Raw genomic sequence first — 16,895 nt, forward strand, 5'->3', positions numbered from 1 at the left:
GTGGTCAATTACCTAATTTTCAGGGAAAAAATCCCTAAATTTTCCCCCCAATCACTCCAATGGTAGGCACTTTTTCAGGGAAAAAAAGTCTAAAAGCCTTATCCAACAAGGTTTTTATATTTATTCAGCAAACCCTACTTACGGACGAAAATAAAGGATAAATTCCTCGATCTGTGCGATCGAGGAAAAAGGGTGATTATCTCCTTAATAATGGATAAATAGAGGGTTTTAACCCATTGATCGCTATTTTTTCGTGAATGACAGTTCGCTGGTTGATGGCATTTAAACCGCCTTTAAAGGATTCACTCCCTACTTCGAGTAGAACGATCCTTGCCTCGTTTCACAAAGATTCCAAGACTTCCTGCGAGTAGGGTGGCGAACACGACATTAGGTTCGGGAACCTTGACATCGGCGGCGATTACTTTGAAATCTGGCCCGTTATCGCCGACTCCGTTCAAACGTTGGGGATCGTTATTGCGCTCGCTAGTTAAGCGCAGAGTTCGCGCGCGGATACCGTCGAGCCGAATCCCGATCGAACCAATATTGAACGGGCCGTTGTTGAGGACGGGAGGAACGATCGTGCTGATGTTATAGTCCGCTTTCGTGTAGTTCGCGCGTAAAATTTTATAACTGGCTAAGACCGTCGTTCCATCGTCCGCGAGCGCTTCCACCAGTAAATCGCTATCCCCCGCAACGGTTCCCCCCGGCGTTCCCCCCCGTTCCCAGAAAAAGAACGTATTCACCGGTCGGAGGAAAGAAACCTCGATAATTGCAGTATCGGCGTTCTCACGGGTTACGAGGAGACTATTCAGGTTTAAATTGCCCAAACTGGCGGCGATATCCGCGTCGGTGGGGTTCGGTTTCCCTGGACCCTCCCCGACCAGGGGATCGCTAGTCGTGTTCGGTCCGTGACCCGCATGGAGAATTCCGTTAGTATATGTGACTCCCCCCACGGTAACGTCGGCGGTATCGTTGCGGATAACCCGACCCGCATTGACCAGATCAAACTGACTGACCGTTAAACCGTTGAAAACCACCGAATCGAGACGGACATCTCTAGTGGGATCGTTGAGAAGATTAGGATTTCCGGTTAGGTCCGGACTCGCAGTAACGTTGGTTTGAAAGGAAAAGGGGAGAACACCCGCCGCGCGCGCGGGTGTTCCAGTCGTTAGAGCTAAGGCCACTCCGGTCATCGTGGCGGCGATTTTGAAAAGAGCGGCGAGGTGCTGCGACCGCATGAAAAGATGACTCATCGATAAATGACCTCGTTAGGGAATGGAATTAAGTAGGGCTTGCTGAATAAATCTAAAAACCTTGCTGGATAAGACTTTTAGACTTTTTGTCAATCCAAAAGTACCGGACCTGGGAGTGAGCGGGGGGAAAATTCAGGTACTTTTTCCCTGAAAATTAGGTAATTGACCAGATGAAAATCGGTAAAACCCTACACCCCACACCCCACACCCCACACCCTGCCCCCACGAAAAACTTTTTCAGCAAACCCTAAGTACAGTAGGCTTATTCGCTTACTGTATTTAGGGTTCTATCATAGCCATCTTCTGCGAGTCAATTTATCCAGATATCCTTTATACAAAATATCTTTTATACCGAAACTAGATTGTGTTAAGGTAATTGCTACAAAAGCAAGTACCAGCTAGACTGGTGGAATGAGAATGTACCATTTAAGACAAGGGAAATTTTGTTATAATTGTTTCTGGATAACCCCGATTCCTTTCTTGGATAAATAAATGCTTTTTTCTCCAACTTGCTGACTAAAACTAACGAAATAATCGTTTTAATTCATGATTACTAAAACATTTAAGCGGCGAATATGATAATTACAAATAAACAATTATTTCACGATCTTTTATCAGCCAAAATGAAAAAATAACGAGACTAAATCTGAATTTATCTAAATAATATAGAACAAAGTTTACCTTTATTTCTAGTTGCTAAAATTATTAAAATAGATAAAATCAGCCATTTTATTGATTTGTAATCCCATCCCATAAACTATCTCTATTACCAATTAAAATGCTCAAAATTCGCCTTTTTGCTAGACCAAGCAATCTCTTTTTTTTGTTATTAATTTTGGCGATTATTTTTAATCCTTTCGTGATTGTCAATGCGGGAGAAAGAGGAGTTTTAATGGTCTTTGGTCAAGTACAGGATAAAATACTTAATGAGGGTATTCACGGGATTATTCCCGTTGTTAACACGGTGAAAAAACTAAGTGTGAGAATTCAAAAACAACAGATAGCGGCCGAAGCTTCCTCCAAAGACCTACAGGAAGTCTTCACAGATGTGGCCATGAATTGGCATATTTTAGCATCAGAAGTTAATACTATTTTTCAACAAATTGGCGATGAAGCGGCTGTCATTGAACGAGTGATCGATCCAGCAGTTGAGGAAATTCTCAAGGCAGTTATGGCTAAATATACCGCCGAAGAATTAATTACTAAACGGGAGGAGGTGAAAGGAGAAGTGGATATTCGTTTGACCGAAAGAATGAAAAATTATCATATCGGTGTCGATGATATTTCTTTGGTTCATGTCAATTTTTCCGATCGCTTTACCGATGCGGTGGAAGCCAAACAAATTGCCGAACAGGAGGCCAAAAAAGCCGGTTTTATGGTGCTGAAAGCTCTGAAAGAATCGGAAGTAAAAATCAATCTGGCTAAGGGAGAGGCGGCAGCTCATCGCATTCTCCAAGATTCCTTAAGTCCAGAAGTTTTACAGAACAAAGCGATCGAAAGATGGGACGGTAAACTTCCCCTATTTATGGATGATAATCTGCTTAAGTCCCTTGAATTGGTTAAAGATAAGCGAAAAACTAGATGATAAAAACAATTTATTAAAACCATAAGAAAGAATACTTGATTTTATTGAATTTCACTGCGAGGAACTCCTCTATGCTGTTTAAATCCCAAAAGACAAAGCAGAAATTTAACCCCGATTACTGGCGAGATCATTCGGCCAACGAACGCACCTATCTGTCTTGGATGCGCGCCTCGATCGCTTTGATGGGTTTTGGTCTGGTCATTTTGCGTTTACGGACGGCATCTTCTACCGTCCTAGGATTGGGGTGGCTGTTGGGTTTTGTCTTCGCTATGGTGGGATTATTAACCGTTGTCATCGCCACGCGCCACTATTTTCTCATCCGTCGGGCGATCGATAGTAATAGCTACGAACCTGCTCAAGTCTGGATTATTTGCTTTAGTATAGCGATCGCTTGTCTAGGGTCGGGAATTCTCTATTTTGTCGCCACCAGTCCCGATAGCGGTGGAGTGGAAAGCATCGGTTTCGATTAAAACCCCATCCTCGCACGGAGCGGGATGGGGAGAAAATTGCTCGATACAGGTGGTAGAATCCAGATAACTACTTAGAATTACCCATTTTCCGACCTTTCCCAAGAAGGGGCAAAAGGTGGACAAATCAAAGGACAGGCGCGCCAATGACTGTGGACAGCGACTCCCAAGCGTTGACAATAGCCGTTTCCTCTCCCCTGAAACTTATAAAACCGACAGTAACGACAGGTGGAGGAACAGGTGGCAACTTTCGGGAGAGGATTTCCCGTGGTTTCGATCGCTGTTAGTTTTGAGGATAGGGTGGAAATGGTGTCTAGCAAGGAAGTCTCCAAGGCTAACGGGGTTCACTAGCGACTCTTACCGTACCTAGTCCCAAATTATGTCACAGTCGCCCATCCTCCCGGAGTATAACGGTTGACACGCTCCTAAAAAATTGAGAAAATCCCTTGCTGCCAGAACTATTCCACCACAACACGCCTAGAAAAGCCCCAACTTAAGGAGGCCGCCACCATCATTAATACCATCCACTCTGGCGGTAAATAGGTTGGTTGGCAAGCTTTTAACAACAATCTTCCCCCTACCGCTAAAACCGTCAGATAGGCCGCATCTTGTAGGTAAACAAACTCAGCTAACCACCTGACAAATAAACCGGTCAAAAATCGTAGGGCTAACATTCCCAAAATACCACCAGTCAGAAGAATCCAGAATCGATCGGCCAGGGCGATCGCTGTTGTCACACTATCGAGGGAAAAAGCCAGATCCGTAAAAGCAATCAGAACAATAACACGGCCAAAAGATTCTATGGCGAGATTAGTGGCAAAATTTTGGTCTTCTATTTCTATATCTAAAAATTTCTGGCAAAAATGCTTACCCGCTAACCAGAGCAGATAAATAGCACCCAGTACCTCCACCTGCCAGAATTTAACTGTCCAACTGGCACTGACTAACATGGCAACTCTTAACACAAATGCCCCGGCCAATCCCCAGTTTAAAGCCTGGCGTTGTTGTCTGGGGTCGGGAAGTTCTCGCACCAAAGCGGCCAGGGCGACGGCATTATCGGCCGATAGAATGGTTTCTAAGACTGCCAGGGTGAGAATAGTGCCGCAAGTGGTTAGAGAGAGATTTTCAGCTATATCGAGAATTTGAGGGGACATATAATTATATTTTTACTCCTATGACGTTGTAGATGCGTCTTGGTATTTCCTGCTAGGATTCTTGACTATTTTTTTGTCGGTATAAATCTAAGGTCAAGTTCTTGAGCTTGCGATCGATGGCGAGATTGCTGACCACACTCTCCTTGATCAGGATTTTGGCCGGACACTATCATCTTAGGTACGGGACAAGCATAAAAGCAAATATTCTTAATTGTCGTTTTAATAAATAAAAGTGATGAAAGGGCGAGGGGGTTTCCCAGCTTTGCATAAAGGGAATTTATGGATTTGAAAACAAAGAATATTTGTTTTTATTAAAGCCATTGCCTAGAGTGAAAACAGAGACTCAAAAAGATCACTCAAGGAGATCAAAAACGATGAAACCGAAGCTACTGACAGCCTTCTGTCTATTGCTAATCACAGTTTTTTCTTGCTTCCACCCTGCCATCGCTAGGGCCGTTACCCCCACTGGCGGCGCACCGGCAAAAATTACTCTGGTCGAGCCAGCTGCCGCCGATAATCTGCAAAAACTACAGGAAACTAACGCCTGTGTCGGTTGTGACTTTAACGGAATTAGCCTCAAAGATTTAAACTTGTCCTCGGCCAATCTAGAAGGAGCAAACCTCAGTCAAGCGGATCTAGAAAGAACAAACTTACAAGGTGCTAACCTCAAAGGGACTAATCTCCAGGGAGCCGACCTCGGCAAAACTCTCCTAGCGGGAGCCGATTTAAGCAAGGCCAATCTCTTAGGTGCAGATTTAGAAAAAGCTAACCTGCAAGGAGCAAACTTAACCAACGCCAATCTGCAAAAAGCTGACTTAGAGAAGGCCAATCTCACTAATGCTCGGTTAGACGGTGCTAACCTGCAAGATGCGGACGGTGAAGGGGCGATCGGTGTCGATCCCAATCTATTCTAAAAAAGTTGGCGTTGCTGAATAAGGTATGAATGCCAACCGTGCAGGTTCCCGTGCAAAAGTTAGTTTGGGTCTAGGTTTGAAAAATCCCACAAAAGAAGATTCAGATCTCAAATCAGCAACGTCCTTACTTTTAAGCAAAAACGCGAGCATCCCGAGGACGAACATAAACTTGCTCCCCGACTTGGAGATGCAGTTGATCCAGTTGTTCTCGATTCAGATGGGCAATCAGGAGAGAGCGATCGGGTAGAATTAATTCCACATCGATGGCCCAACCCAGATGGATAATGCGCTCAACTTTTGCCTCAATGCTAGACCCATTGGGAGAAGAGAGAATTTCTAGGTCGTGGGGACGAATGAAAATCTTGACTCCGTTAGTACCCCCTCCGAGCTGCTCGAATAGTGCAGCCGAGGTCGGTGGTAAAACATTCACCCGGCCGATAAAACTCATCACAAAAGCAGAGGCAGGATGATCGTACACCTGATCGGGAGTTCCCACCTGTTCGATTTTACCCTCATTGAAAATTACGATCTCGTCGGCCACTTCCATGGCTTCCTCCTGGTCGTGGGTGACAAAAACACTGGTGACATGGACCTCCTCGTGTAACTGTCGCAACCAAACTCGTAGCTCTTTTCTAACTTTGGCATCCAAGGCCCCAAAAGGCTCATCTAATAATAATACTTCCGGTTCCACCGCTAAGGCCCGGGCCAGGGCAACCCGTTGACGTTGACCCCCGGATAGTTGGGCCGGATAGCGATCGCCTAATCCCTGCAATTGAATTAAACTCAAGAGATTGTCCACTCGTTTTTGAATGTAGTCCGGGGCAGCTTTGCGAATCTTTAAACCGAAAGCGATATTCTGACGCACCGTCAGGTGTTTAAAAAGCGCATAATGCTGAAAAACAAAGCCAATGTTCCTTTTTCTGACATTTAAATTGGTTGTGTCTTTGCCGTTGATGATAATTTTGCCTGTGTCGGGAGGTTCTAATCCTGCGATCGCTCTCAGGAGAGTGGTTTTTCCTGAACCGGACGGCCCCAGCAGTGCCACCAGACGATTCGATTTGATCTCTAGGTTGATGTTGTCTAAAGCAGTAAAGGTGCCGAATTTTTTCGATACTCGCTCGATGATGATGCTCACGGTAGCTAATCCTCTGGCAAAAAAATGTATAGGGTTTGACCGTATTTTAACCATGATTCAATCGCAATCGTATTAAAATACACTTACATTTTACAAGATAGCAAGAAAATTAAGTTTCGATTCGGAGATTACTGGTTATAAACAGAGACTAAAAGATTAAACAGCGATCAAAGCTTACTATTACTGTTTTTTGCTCTTTTAGTCGGTTCTAAAGGCTTAATTAACTAATTTTGTCCCTTAACCACCAGAAACACACCGGAGAAAAGAGACAACTGAGGCAAAAATGGACTATTCTTTATTGACAATATTTAGCTTTTTTATCGGAATTGTCGTGGGATTAACGGGAATTGGCGGTTCATCCTTGATTACACCCCTATTAATCTTTGTATTTCAGGTTCCCGCTACCACCGCAGTGGGTTCCGATGTGGTAGCGGCCGGGTTGATGAAAGTGGTCGGCACTGTTCGTCACTGGCAACAGCAAACGATCGAGTTAGAAGTGGTAAAATGGCTAGTAATTGGCAGTGTACCCGGTTCTCTGTTAGGATTAGTCGGTTTTCGCTATTTTCAGCAGAATAGCTCTCTCAATCTCGATCAATGGTTGCCTCCTATCATCGGTCTTGTCTTGATGATCGTGACCGTCCTAGCGGCCCTGGAACTACTAATCTCCTTGTTTTTTCCCGATTTGTCCCCTTGGTCCTGGCCAAAATTAGATTTAACCACTCGATCGGGTCAGATAAAAACAACGATATTAGGGGCAGTTTTAGGCTATTTGGTCGGTTTAACCAGTATTTCCAGTGGTTCCTTATTTGCATTGGTCTTGATGACCTTTTTTCAGCTTGATTCTCGCAAATTAGTCGGTACAGATCTATCGCAAGCGTCCATCCTCTTAACCTGTACTTCCATCGGTCATCTGGGATTAGGAACAGTAGATTGGAATCTGGTACTTCCTATCTGGTTGGGTGGGATACCGGGGGTGGTAGTGGGAGCAAGATTATCGGAATATTTCCCCAAAAATGCCCTAAAAATACTGCTTTATACGGTTCTAGTCACGGTCAGTTGGCGCTTACTGCAACCCACCTAATCCCCAGAGTTCACTCGAAAGTCATCATACTACCCATCAACAGATCGGGACTGGTGGCGACAAAATAGATAATTCCCGCACCGAGAATAACGATCGCTAAACTAAATAGTAGCACCCATCGATCGGCTGGTTCGTAGGTATCTTCATCTATATCTCTTCTGACTGTAAAATAATGGGCTGTGGTCAAAAATACGGTCAATAAACCCACTAAAGCAAACATTAAGCCTAATTTCCAGCCATAACCGGGCCGGGGAACCAGAGGAGGATGAAAGGCCCGTAAACGCAGGATAACCATACCAAAACCCATTAATGCGATCGCAGTTCGCATCCAAGACAGATAGGTGCGTTCATTGGCCAGATGATCGCGGACTCGATTGGGATTGACTTTTTTCGGTTTAATGCTGGTCTTGCTTTCCGTCACTGGTGATTTGAGAAAAAATAACATGATCGAGATGACTAGGGGTCGGTTTCAAGTTGATCGTTTGAGAAGATGATGTTATTCTATGGCACTTGAGTTATAGATGGTATGGAAAAAATCTAAAATCTCTTTTTAGATGTATTTGTATTGAATCAAAAATTAAATAGGGTTTGCTGAATAAATCTAAAAACATTGTTCGATAAGACTTTTAGACCTTTTTGAAATCCAAAAGTACCGGCCATTGGAGTGATCGGGGGTAAAATCCCTGGACTTTTTCCCTGAAAATGGGTAAAACCCTACACCCTACACCCTACACCCTACACCCTGCCCCCAGGAAAAACTTTTTGCCACAAACCCTAAATAGATTCAGCTTGCTGCTGGAAAAGCGTCCATCCATAGCTTAAGGATAAGGCCAAGAAAGCCAGGGGAAGACTTTCCTTGATTATAAATACACCCAAACCGATCAGCACACAGGGGACAAAGTGGCTACCGTGACTGCTAATTAAATTAGCGATCGCCGGTAATTTAGTCAACTGATGAGCAGTAAAACACCAAACACCCACCAAGATCAGAAAAACGCTGACGATAGTGACTAAATTTGGCCAAGTATTACTAGCGAACAGCGGCAGATAAATGCCGATATTATCACTGCCATTGGCGATGGTAATTGCCGCCACAGCGCAGGTTTGAGGGGAAAACCAGGCCAGCAAAGGAGAAGACGGTGCTGATTCTACAGCCATCTCCAGATGATTATCCGTCTCGGTTTCTTCTCGCTGCCAGAGACTCCGAATCCCGAAAATCACCGGCAACAGACCGAGAAAACGAATCCACTGAGCCGGAATTAAGAAACTCCCGAAAAAGCCGGTTAAACTCGCCAAAATCAGCAGTATAAAGCCTAAATACTGACCGATAACGATATGACGACGGCGAAAAAGTTTATTGACCTGGGCGAAAAGAATCGTCAAAATCAGGATGTCATCGAGATTAGTGGCAATAAAGGCCGCTATTGCTGTGGATATGGCAGTAATCATGGTAGTCATAGGATTTTTTCCTTAATCGGCTCTTCTGGTCTCGATCGCCCTACTTCTACTCTAGAAAGAGCTATTAATAAAATCAAATATTCTTTCTTGTTGATTTAATAAATTAAAATGATGGAAAGACCAATAGAGACGGAAAACCCCTTGCCATGGCCAGAATGACCCTAGATCAACTAGAAATCTTTCTAGCGACTGCCGAACATCTCCACTTCACCAAAGCAGCAGAAGCTTTATATATCACCCAACCGGCCGTCAGTGCCGCCATTGCCTCCCTAGAAAGTGAATACGGGGTGAAATTATTCCATCGCGTCGGTCGTCACATCGAGATCACGGAAACAGGACGTTTACTGCAATTAGAAGCGCAACGCATTCTCACCCAGGTAACTTTGACAGAAAGGGGATTGGCGGAATTCAACGACTTGCAACGGGGAGAACTACAATTAGGGTCGAGTTTGACTATTGGTAACTATTGGCTGCCGGCAAAAATTAGCGATTTTCAGGAGCGCTATCCGGCAATTAAGATCAATTGCACCCTAGCTAATACGGAAGAAATCTGTCTGGGTACGGCTAACGGACGTTTTGACCTAGCATTAATCGAGGGAGAAGTCAAGAGTGATTTAACACATTGTTTAGAACAGGAGATCGTCGGCAGCGATCGCCTATTAATTATTGTCGGACGTTCTCATCCCTGGTATAAAAGAGAAGCGATCGAATTACCCGAATTAGTGGAAACCCCTTGGGTAATGCGAGAATCGGGATCGGGAACTCAACAAAGATTCGAGGAAGCGTTACAGAATTGGGGCATCGATTTACGGACATTAAAGGTGACTTTGCTGTTAAATACGGGAGAAATGGTGAAAGCAATCATCGAGAATAGTTCGGCAGCGGCCGGCATTTCCGAATTAATGGTTCAAAAGGAATTAGAATTAGGCACATTGCGATCGATTCGAGTCATCGATACTTCCGGTTTATACCCTCGCTATCTCGAATTTACGCGCCCTTTTTTAAAAATAAAACACCGTCAGCGCTTTCAACCCCGCGTCTGTCAAGTTTTCGAGCAGATGTTGTAATCTGATAGCAATCACCAAAAATTAACCAGAGAGAAAATCAAGCTATGTAGGGTAAATTATCTTTGGCAAAAGAGATGGGGAACGAGGTAATATAAATCTCTCATTTTAACTCTCAAAAATTGTCATCTATAATATTTTTAGCCGACAAGTTCTTGGGCTTTCTGAGAAAGAACCTCATCCATCCAAGCATTGATACTTTTACCTTTTTTAGTTGCTGCTAAATAGATTTTACGATGAATTTCGGGGGTTGTTTGATAAGGTAGCTTTCCTGAAAAAGGTTGATCGGGTTCTTCTCCTAATTCTTGGCAAAATTCTAGATAGTCATCAACAGATTCATGAAAACACTGTACAGCTTCTTCAATAGTTTTGCCGTGAAAAGTAATCACATCTTTAATGTCAATGACGATTCCAGAGATCAGATTATCGTCAAAGTCAATTTCAAATTTACCTGTATATCCTTTATAAGTTGTGGTGTACATAGTTTTTGTTTCTCTCAATAAATAATCAATAATTGAGGCAATTAAATGATATTAGCATTTTCTAAAAAGAGGCGTATATCCTTGACGCAACTCTTGCCGACTTCATTGTGGGGATGGGGTTTATGAAAGGTGGCTTTGACTCCATTGAGTGATATCCTCACCCTAGAACCACTACCTTGAGAGACAATTGCTCCTAGCGCCCTAAACAGCGACTCCACATCATCCCATTTGAGATCAGCAGGGGGAGGCGATGTCTGAATTGCATTCAGAACTCGCTGTTGCTTTTTGTTCATTGAGTAAGGTTCAGTAACTTTTTTTCGTATTATATCAGTATTTTTAGAAAAAGGAAGACTCTCCACGGTATTATTTAATCTATCAATAGGATTGGTTTGAACCCTTTACTTGTAATATCGTGCTTCGCTGTTCTATACTGGCGGAACCTGTCATCTCTAGGGTTCCTTCCAGCCGACATTTTAGGTAAAGTTCCAATATGAAAGATCAAGCCAATTCCCTGTATGAATCGGACTTCTATGGGTGGACAGAGCTACAAGCGAAAGCTCTGGCCAACCGACAGGTAGAAGCTCTGGACTGGCAAAACTTACGGGAGGAAATCATTTCCTTGGGTAAACAAGAATATCGAGAACTGGTGAGCCGTCTAACCGTTTTGGTAGGACATCTTCTCAAATGGGAATATCAGCCGGATAAACGTTCTCGCAGCTGGTTTTTGACGATTAGAGAACAGAGACGAGGGATCAGACGGCATCTAGAGGGCAATCCTAGTTTAAAATCCCAGATACCGACCGCTTTATCCGATGCTTTCGAGGCCGGAGTGGATTTGGCTTTACGCGAGACGGATTTACCGATACGGACTTTTCCCTCTCACTGTCCCTTCACCTTCGAGGACATCATGGCCGACCATTTCCTCTGCGATACGAGTCAGGATTGGTCGTAAATTTAACGGTTATACCGCCTCGACGGGTATCTGTATTTCAACAAGTAATTTAAATACGCGGGCAGCTGATTCTTTTTTTTTACTCTCTCCCCTCAATAATTTTAATTTCTTCCTCGCTTAATCCATAGAGTTTATAAACAATTATATCGATTAATTCATCGGTGGCGCTTAATTGTTGTTTTAGGGGTAAAAGTTTATCTAGACTGGTTTGATATTCTTTTTCTAGGGTTTCCTGTATTTGACGATCTAGCAAGTTAACGGTAATTTTCTTTTTGTTCTTTTTCAGTATCTCCCACAGTTGATCGCAGCTAAGATGAGGTTCGCTTTTTTGGTAGTCACCGAGATAGTTTTGGATTTTTGATTTGTTGGTTAAATTATCGATCGCACTGCCGATTATTCTCTCTAAATATCTTAAAAAGCTTTTGATTTCTTTTTGTTTTTCCCGATTTATCTCGATCATCTGTTCTGCTAAGTAGGACAGAATATCATGGACTATATCGGTTTCCTCTCTCCTAATATGTTCCTCGATTTCTTTTAATATCTCTTGCTTTTCTTGATAACTTTTGATAAGTTTCTCTAAACTCTGTTGACGGCGATCGCTTTTGGTGTTAAAAGATATTTTAGGAATAAAAATTACGTTTAGTTCGTAGGCATTAATATGATTAGTCGTACTTGTAAGGCTGAATCTCCATTCCGATAATTTTGAATTTAAAAAAGCTAGAACTGTTTCTAGTTTATATTGTGTATCTACAATATAACCAACTGTGTCAGAACAAAAAAATTCCTCTTGAATAGTTGTTGCTATTATCCGTCGATAATTATCGATTGCTGCCCCTCTTTGATAGGCGATTCTTCTCTTTAAATGATCGTATGCTTTAACTTCTTTATTTATACCACGTTTTTCAAGGAATTTTGTTTTATTTAAATACACTGGGTTTCCTTGTTTTGGCTTTTCGTAAAACTCATAACGACCTATATGCGCTCCACGAAGAACTATTTCACCTGGAGGATCATCTGATATAAATTCTTTGAATTGCTGATTGAACATAATCTCTCCAGGAGTCGGATAACCAATGGTTTTAAATAAAACACATCTAGGATTTTCACATAGGTTTAATAACAACTTCCAAGACTCCTGATTGACTGTTGGTATAGATAAATTATCAGGATCAAATTTATCGATTTTTTCAGCATTAGCATAATATCGACGAGAATGTTCTAGAATATCTTTGCCCTCATGAGTTCTCATCGAGAAATCTAGCGGTAATATGCCATTAAAAAGAACATACACACAAGTGGATAATTTTGCTTCACGAAAAACCCGATTATTGGGGTCATCTTTTTGCGGAAAAGCTTCAATACATATCAAACTGGTTTTTTGTAAAAGCTTACGTCTTAACTCAAATGTAAAACGATCACCTAGCAGTGACATAGGAACAATAAAGCTATGATAGCCATTTTTCTTGGCGAGATTTATAGCTTTGGCAATAAATAAACGATATAAGTTAACTCTAAATGCTCTAGCTTCTTTATAAATTTCTGTATTATCTATAAATTGTTTTTCGTCAATTACTCTACCGAGAGCGGATTCTGACAATTCATCATAAGGAGGATTACCAATTACTGCATCAAAACCGGGGTTATCCTTCCAAGAAGCGGAATCAAGATCGATAAAAACTTCGGGAAATTCCAGATCCCAATGAAAAAAACGCTTACTTTTATATAAACTAGCTGCTTGGTCTAAAATTCCTTGATCTGATCGGGGTAACTTATCCCAATTAATTGCCGATATATTACCACCGTAGCGCTGCAGAAACTCGATAGCAGTTTTAACCCCAAAAAAGCGAGAGAGGAAAACATCTAATAAACGCTTGTAGGGTTTAGCTTGACTATCAAAATCACGGAATAACTGTTCACTTGTTTCCACTTCAGCAAAAGTCGCATCGCTGAGGGTACTAATTCCCCGCATAATTTCTGCTGCCCGAAGTAACCCGACAAAAGGGCCAGTTAAAAGAGTTAATTGACCACCTTCCTCCTCGATCATAGCGGCTTCTGCGTCCTTAGCGGTAGTTCCGATCAGAGAATTACCACAACGTAAATGATGATCCAAAAAACTCAAAGGTGCGCCCACTGTGAAAGAATGTAACCAGAGACTAACTTTGGCCAATTCTACGGCCATCGGATTGATATCCACCCCATAAATACAGCGCTTCATCACCACTCTCTGCAATAATTGCGTTGGTTCAAGGGTGGGAGAATCGAGAATAATTCCCTGTTGTCGGAGATTGTCGATAATATTTTGTCGGGTGGTTTCCAACATGGTTAAAACGGGATTATTTTCGGGATAAAGATTGAGAATCTGGATTAACTCATCGGTGAGATAGTCCACTGCTTCTACTAAAAAATGTCCGCTTCCCATGGCGGGGTCACAGAGTTTAAGATCAAGTAAGGTGGTGATCGCTTTTTTTTCTAAGCGTTGTAGCTCTTTTGCTAATCCCTGCTGACTGAGATTTCCTAAACGTCTATCGCTGCTTTCTTGTCTTCGGGTGGCGATTTCTGTCATCACATCCCCGAACTGTCGCGCCCTTTGCTCTAAAATTGGTTTGAGGGTATGGCTGACAATATATTTAACAATATAATCGGGAGTGTAATAGGAACCGGTGGCTTTTCTTTCTCCCCGATCATTTTCCAGATGCACCGATTCCCCCTCAATCACGATGCGATATTCCAGTAATCCTTCGTAAATTGATCCTAACTGTCGCACACCTAAAAAACTATAGTCGATCGGCTGTCCCTCAAAACGTGCTAACTTGTCTAAGATGGGCGCTAAAACCGCATCGGATAACTTGTATTGACCGAGAAAACAATTCACCCGGCCTTCTTCCATGTCAAATAAACCCCCGTTGTAACGAGGTACGGCTAAATTAGCATCCCCTCGATCGACAATGCGAAATAAACTGAGGAGAGCATCGTATATTCCCGTCGAGGTGCCACTAAAGGCCTGCTGACGATCGATTTTAACGGCAATTTCTCGCGTCTTTTGCAATAAGCTGTAATCGCGATAGTCTCCCCTCACCGGCAGCAAGTCCCGCGCTTCTGCGTAGAGCAGAAATAATAATTTATACAGCAGGGATAAACTCGCTTCATACAATAAATCTGGCTGTATGTCTGTATTTAATGATACAAAACCCTTAGAAATATCGGGAAAAATGCGATCGAAGACTAACTCTTTTAGCTCGTTACCCACTCTGGTGGCATAGGTGGTACTTCCCTCCCGGACCCGTTCAAGGAAATTCTGAGCGTGAATATCCTTAATAAAAGCCTCTTGACGGAAAAATAACCAGAAATACCGAAATTTTTGCCGGTCTCCCCCTTCTAATAGTTCCATCAAGTCCACTAGATAAAATTCCGTGGCTGTGGAGGACGCTTGACGGTAATATAAGCGCCATTCTCGACCATTGGTGAGAATACCCCAATCTACTCCCGTCCCCGTCAGATAATTGGTGATCTGAAAGGAAGGATTACTATTTTTCCAGATATCTCGCTGATCATTCTTAGAAACGTCACTAAGAGAACGTTGCCAGTATTTGGCCTCAGCGATCGCTAAAACTTGACTATAAAAGGCTCTTTCATTATTCTGGAGAGAATAGGCTTGATAACGGTCATTTTCTGTGGCAAATAGGGCATAATCTGGCCTTTCTGACCTTCCTTTTCCCCTACTGCTTACTTGCGGTATATAACTAAAACCGAGAATTTCTAGAATCGGTTGTATTAATTCTGCTTCCGTTTGCGCTTCGTTAAGAGTCGGCAAAATCGCCTTTTTTTGTTGATAAAGACTCTCTAAGCGGGAAAATGCCACCGATACATCCTCTTGCCATTCCGGAGAATCCGGCAGCCGATGCTCAAGATAGTGTTGAGAAAAAAGTGGTTTATTGCCCGTTTGTCCTGACATGGCCGATTATCCTAGCATTGAGGGTATCTAGCCTAAAAATGAAGGGTTCGCAGGCAGGCACGGATTCCCATTATACAAGAATTATAAGGCAAGTCTCCGATTTTGTCAAGGGTTTTGGCCAAAAAAAATCGCCAAGACTTACCACAGCCGCAGGCGTAACTTACTAATGGGGATGAAAATTAAAATTCTTCTGATTTCAAGCTAAGGACTAGATTGAGGATGAAGAAATTGATCATAGTTCCCTGAATGTGATTAAAGCGAGTCGCAGTGAATCCGCTCAGTCTAAAGAGAGAAAAAAACGGAATCAAGAGAACATCCCTGTGCATAGTTTTCGGACTTTATTGGAGGAGGTGGGGACGATTTGCTTGCATACAGTAGAATGTACGATGAGAGAGGGAAGTTATCGTTTTTCTAAGATAACTAGACCGACTTCTCGGCAACAAAAGGCGTTAGATTTATTGGGAGTTTATTTAATTTGTACCCAGTAAAGGGGCATCGGAAATTCTCTCGATCTCTCCCACTGCAAAGGTTACGACCATTTGTCAATGGGGGAGTCTGGAAATACCCCCTCAATTGACTGAATGAAAGGAAAATTTATTGTGTTTTCCTGGGCAATTTAGCCGACTTTTGTGGTTTCTTTTGTGGTGGATTGGGAGGGTTTGAGTTTGCGCTTGAGGGTTGAAGCTGCGCCGAGAGTACCGAGGGCAACCAGTCCAAGAAGGGAATTGGGTTCGGGAACCGCTTTCATCGTCAGTGGCCCAGCTTTGACTAGACTACCTTCCATGGGTTTTAACTCAAGCAAGATGGGTTCGAAGATGGGTTTGACTAGACTATATTCCATGGGTGTGAACGTGACCATGCTTGACATTGAAGACCCAGCCGAGCCAAAGTAGTATTTATCGGGGGGTGTGGGAGCAGGGAAAATGAATTGGCCTGGTGCTGGCACGAAGGGCAGCACCTGCTCTCCAGGGGTGATCCCCGGCTCCACCACACCTACACCACTAAAGGCAAAGAGAAAGGTGGGCAAGTCATCGGCCGGGGTGTTCTTCCACCTCCACCAAAAGTCGGGTGCAAATTCCTCAACTACTGGCAAACCTATTGATAGATCAACTGGCTCCTCGGGAGCAACCGGCTCCTCTGATAGATCAACCGGCTCCTCGGGAGCAACCGGCTCCTCTGATAGATCAACCGGCTCCTCGGGAGCAACCGGCTCCTCTGATAGATCAACCGGCTCCTCGGGAGCAACCGGCTCCTCTGATAGATCAACCGGCTCCTCTGATAGATCAACCGGCTCCTCGGGAGCAACCGGCTCCTCTGATAGATCAACCGGCTCCTCGGGAGCAACCGGCTCCTCTGGGGCAACTGGCTCCTCAGGTGGGATATAGCTTGAATTCGTGG

The 16,895-nt window shown here is 43.3% G+C and carries 16 protein-coding genes and 1 pseudogene; 7 read left to right on the forward strand and 10 right to left on the reverse strand.

The window, feature by feature from the left end; genetic code table 11:
• Positions 1-302 precede the first annotated feature (302 nt).
• Positions 303-1,253: an exosortase-dependent surface protein XDP2 gene (locus O9295_RS10005; protein WP_288032854.1), complete on the reverse strand. Its 951-nt coding sequence runs from the start codon at positions 1,251-1,253 to the stop codon at positions 303-305.
• 778 nt (positions 1,254-2,031) lie between these two features.
• On the opposite strand from O9295_RS10005, the gene O9295_RS10010 reads away from it, so the two are divergent.
• Together O9295_RS10010 and O9295_RS10015 are read left to right on the forward strand one after the other, a co-directional pair.
• Positions 2,032-2,838, forward strand: coding sequence for a prohibitin family protein (locus O9295_RS10010; RefSeq protein ID WP_288032855.1), 807 nt, complete (start codon positions 2,032-2,034; stop codon positions 2,836-2,838).
• Positions 2,839-2,909: 71 nt separating this feature from the next.
• On the forward strand, positions 2,910-3,308 hold the full coding sequence (locus tag O9295_RS10015; RefSeq protein ID WP_072927401.1) for a YidH family protein: 399 nt from the start codon (positions 2,910-2,912) through the stop codon (positions 3,306-3,308).
• Between the two features lie 77 nt (positions 3,309-3,385).
• Here the strand turns inward: O9295_RS10015 and O9295_RS10020 are convergent, their stop codons facing one another.
• Entirely contained in the window at positions 3,386-3,625 is a 240-nt protein-coding gene (locus O9295_RS10020) for a hypothetical protein (RefSeq protein WP_253881177.1), read from the reverse strand.
• A 138-nt stretch (positions 3,626-3,763) separates the two neighbouring features.
• On the reverse strand, positions 3,764-4,459 hold the full coding sequence (locus O9295_RS10025; protein WP_288032856.1) for a TerC family protein: 696 nt from the start codon (positions 4,457-4,459) through the stop codon (positions 3,764-3,766).
• A 374-nt stretch (positions 4,460-4,833) separates the two neighbouring features.
• Between O9295_RS10025 and O9295_RS10030 the strand changes: the two genes are divergently transcribed.
• Positions 4,834-5,373: a pentapeptide repeat-containing protein gene (locus O9295_RS10030; protein WP_072925342.1), complete on the forward strand. Its 540-nt coding sequence runs from the start codon at positions 4,834-4,836 to the stop codon at positions 5,371-5,373.
• A gap of 130 nt (positions 5,374-5,503) precedes the next feature.
• Here O9295_RS10030 and O9295_RS10035 read toward each other — a convergent pair whose 3' ends face one another.
• The gene (locus tag O9295_RS10035; RefSeq protein ID WP_288032861.1) at positions 5,504-6,508 is read right to left on the reverse strand and encodes a sulfate/molybdate ABC transporter ATP-binding protein; all 1,005 of its coding nucleotides are present in this window, start codon (positions 6,506-6,508) and stop codon (positions 5,504-5,506) included.
• Positions 6,509-6,791: 283 nt separating this feature from the next.
• Between O9295_RS10035 and O9295_RS10040 the strand changes: the two genes are divergently transcribed.
• Positions 6,792-7,589, forward strand: a complete 798-nt coding sequence (locus O9295_RS10040; RefSeq protein ID WP_012267584.1) for a sulfite exporter TauE/SafE family protein — start codon at positions 6,792-6,794, stop codon at positions 7,587-7,589.
• Positions 7,590-7,599: 10 nt separating this feature from the next.
• On the opposite strand, the gene O9295_RS10045 is transcribed toward O9295_RS10040, so the two are convergent.
• Together O9295_RS10045 and O9295_RS10050 are read right to left on the reverse strand one after the other, a co-directional pair.
• The gene (locus O9295_RS10045) at positions 7,600-8,034 is read right to left on the reverse strand and encodes a YidH family protein (RefSeq protein ID WP_002762666.1); all 435 of its coding nucleotides are present in this window, start codon (positions 8,032-8,034) and stop codon (positions 7,600-7,602) included.
• A gap of 329 nt (positions 8,035-8,363) precedes the next feature.
• Positions 8,364-9,047 carry a cadmium resistance transporter gene (locus O9295_RS10050; protein ID WP_147073094.1) on the reverse strand — a complete coding sequence of 228 codons (684 nt, stop codon included), beginning with the start codon at positions 9,045-9,047 and terminating at the stop codon, positions 8,364-8,366.
• A gap of 146 nt (positions 9,048-9,193) precedes the next feature.
• Between O9295_RS10050 and O9295_RS10055 the strand changes: the two genes are divergently transcribed.
• A complete protein-coding gene (locus tag O9295_RS10055) occupies positions 9,194-10,114 on the forward strand; it encodes a LysR substrate-binding domain-containing protein (protein WP_041804302.1) in 921 nt (306 codons plus the stop codon).
• Positions 10,115-10,251: 137 nt separating this feature from the next.
• Here the strand turns inward: O9295_RS10055 and O9295_RS10060 are convergent, their stop codons facing one another.
• Both O9295_RS10060 and O9295_RS10065 read right to left on the reverse strand, forming a co-directional pair.
• Positions 10,252-10,593, reverse strand: coding sequence for a type II toxin-antitoxin system HicB family antitoxin (locus O9295_RS10060; RefSeq protein ID WP_002767352.1), 342 nt, complete (start codon positions 10,591-10,593; stop codon positions 10,252-10,254).
• A 41-nt stretch (positions 10,594-10,634) separates the two neighbouring features.
• Positions 10,635-10,886, reverse strand: a complete 252-nt coding sequence (locus O9295_RS10065) for a type II toxin-antitoxin system HicA family toxin (RefSeq protein ID WP_149974002.1) — start codon at positions 10,884-10,886, stop codon at positions 10,635-10,637.
• Positions 10,887-11,083: 197 nt separating this feature from the next.
• On the opposite strand from O9295_RS10065, the gene O9295_RS10070 reads away from it, so the two are divergent.
• The gene (locus O9295_RS10070) at positions 11,084-11,545 is read left to right on the forward strand and encodes a DUF29 domain-containing protein (protein ID WP_288032857.1); all 462 of its coding nucleotides are present in this window, start codon (positions 11,084-11,086) and stop codon (positions 11,543-11,545) included.
• 79 nt (positions 11,546-11,624) lie between these two features.
• Here the strand turns inward: O9295_RS10070 and O9295_RS10075 are convergent, their stop codons facing one another.
• Positions 11,625-15,497, reverse strand: a complete 3,873-nt coding sequence (locus O9295_RS10075; RefSeq protein WP_288032859.1) for an Eco57I restriction-modification methylase domain-containing protein — start codon at positions 15,495-15,497, stop codon at positions 11,625-11,627.
• A 215-nt stretch (positions 15,498-15,712) separates the two neighbouring features.
• On the opposite strand from O9295_RS10075, the pseudogene O9295_RS10080 reads away from it, so the two are divergent.
• Positions 15,713-15,985 (forward strand): annotated as a pseudogene (locus O9295_RS10080) (IS1634 family transposase); the annotation flags it as partial.
• 128 nt (positions 15,986-16,113) lie between these two features.
• Here the strand turns inward: O9295_RS10080 and O9295_RS10085 are convergent.
• On the reverse strand, positions 16,114-16,878 hold the full coding sequence (locus O9295_RS10085) for a PEP-CTERM sorting domain-containing protein (RefSeq protein WP_288032863.1): 765 nt from the start codon (positions 16,876-16,878) through the stop codon (positions 16,114-16,116).
• Between the last annotated feature and the right edge of the window lie 17 nt (positions 16,879-16,895).

This window comes from Microcystis sp. LE18-22.4A, from assembly GCF_027531105.1.
In the GTDB taxonomy this organism is placed as follows: Bacteria; Cyanobacteriota; Cyanobacteriia; order Cyanobacteriales; family Microcystaceae; genus Microcystis; species Microcystis aeruginosa.

Excerpts from the sequence above, each read along its gene's own strand:
- O9295_RS10005 (WP_288032854.1), bottom strand. The coding sequence starts at position 1,253 with ATGAGTCATCTTTTCATGCGGTCGCAGCACCTCGCCGCTCTTTTCAAA.
- O9295_RS10010 (WP_288032855.1), top strand. The coding sequence starts at position 2,032 with ATGCTCAAAATTCGCCTTTTTGCTAGACCAAGCAATCTCTTTTTTTTG.
- O9295_RS10015 (WP_072927401.1), top strand. The coding sequence starts at position 2,910 with ATGCTGTTTAAATCCCAAAAGACAAAGCAGAAATTTAACCCCGATTAC.
- O9295_RS10025 (WP_288032856.1), bottom strand. The coding sequence starts at position 4,459 with ATGTCCCCTCAAATTCTCGATATAGCTGAAAATCTCTCTCTAACCACT.
- O9295_RS10030 (WP_072925342.1), top strand. The coding sequence starts at position 4,834 with ATGAAACCGAAGCTACTGACAGCCTTCTGTCTATTGCTAATCACAGTT.
- O9295_RS10040 (WP_012267584.1), top strand. The coding sequence starts at position 6,792 with ATGGACTATTCTTTATTGACAATATTTAGCTTTTTTATCGGAATTGTC.
- O9295_RS10045 (WP_002762666.1), bottom strand. The coding sequence starts at position 8,034 with ATGTTATTTTTTCTCAAATCACCAGTGACGGAAAGCAAGACCAGCATT.
- O9295_RS10050 (WP_147073094.1), bottom strand. The coding sequence starts at position 9,047 with ATGACTACCATGATTACTGCCATATCCACAGCAATAGCGGCCTTTATT.
- O9295_RS10055 (WP_041804302.1), top strand. The coding sequence starts at position 9,194 with ATGGCCAGAATGACCCTAGATCAACTAGAAATCTTTCTAGCGACTGCC.
- O9295_RS10060 (WP_002767352.1), bottom strand. The coding sequence starts at position 10,593 with ATGTACACCACAACTTATAAAGGATATACAGGTAAATTTGAAATTGAC.
- O9295_RS10065 (WP_149974002.1), bottom strand. The coding sequence starts at position 10,886 with ATGAACAAAAAGCAACAGCGAGTTCTGAATGCAATTCAGACATCGCCT.
- O9295_RS10070 (WP_288032857.1), top strand. The coding sequence starts at position 11,084 with ATGAAAGATCAAGCCAATTCCCTGTATGAATCGGACTTCTATGGGTGG.
- O9295_RS10075 (WP_288032859.1), bottom strand. The coding sequence starts at position 15,497 with ATGTCAGGACAAACGGGCAATAAACCACTTTTTTCTCAACACTATCTT.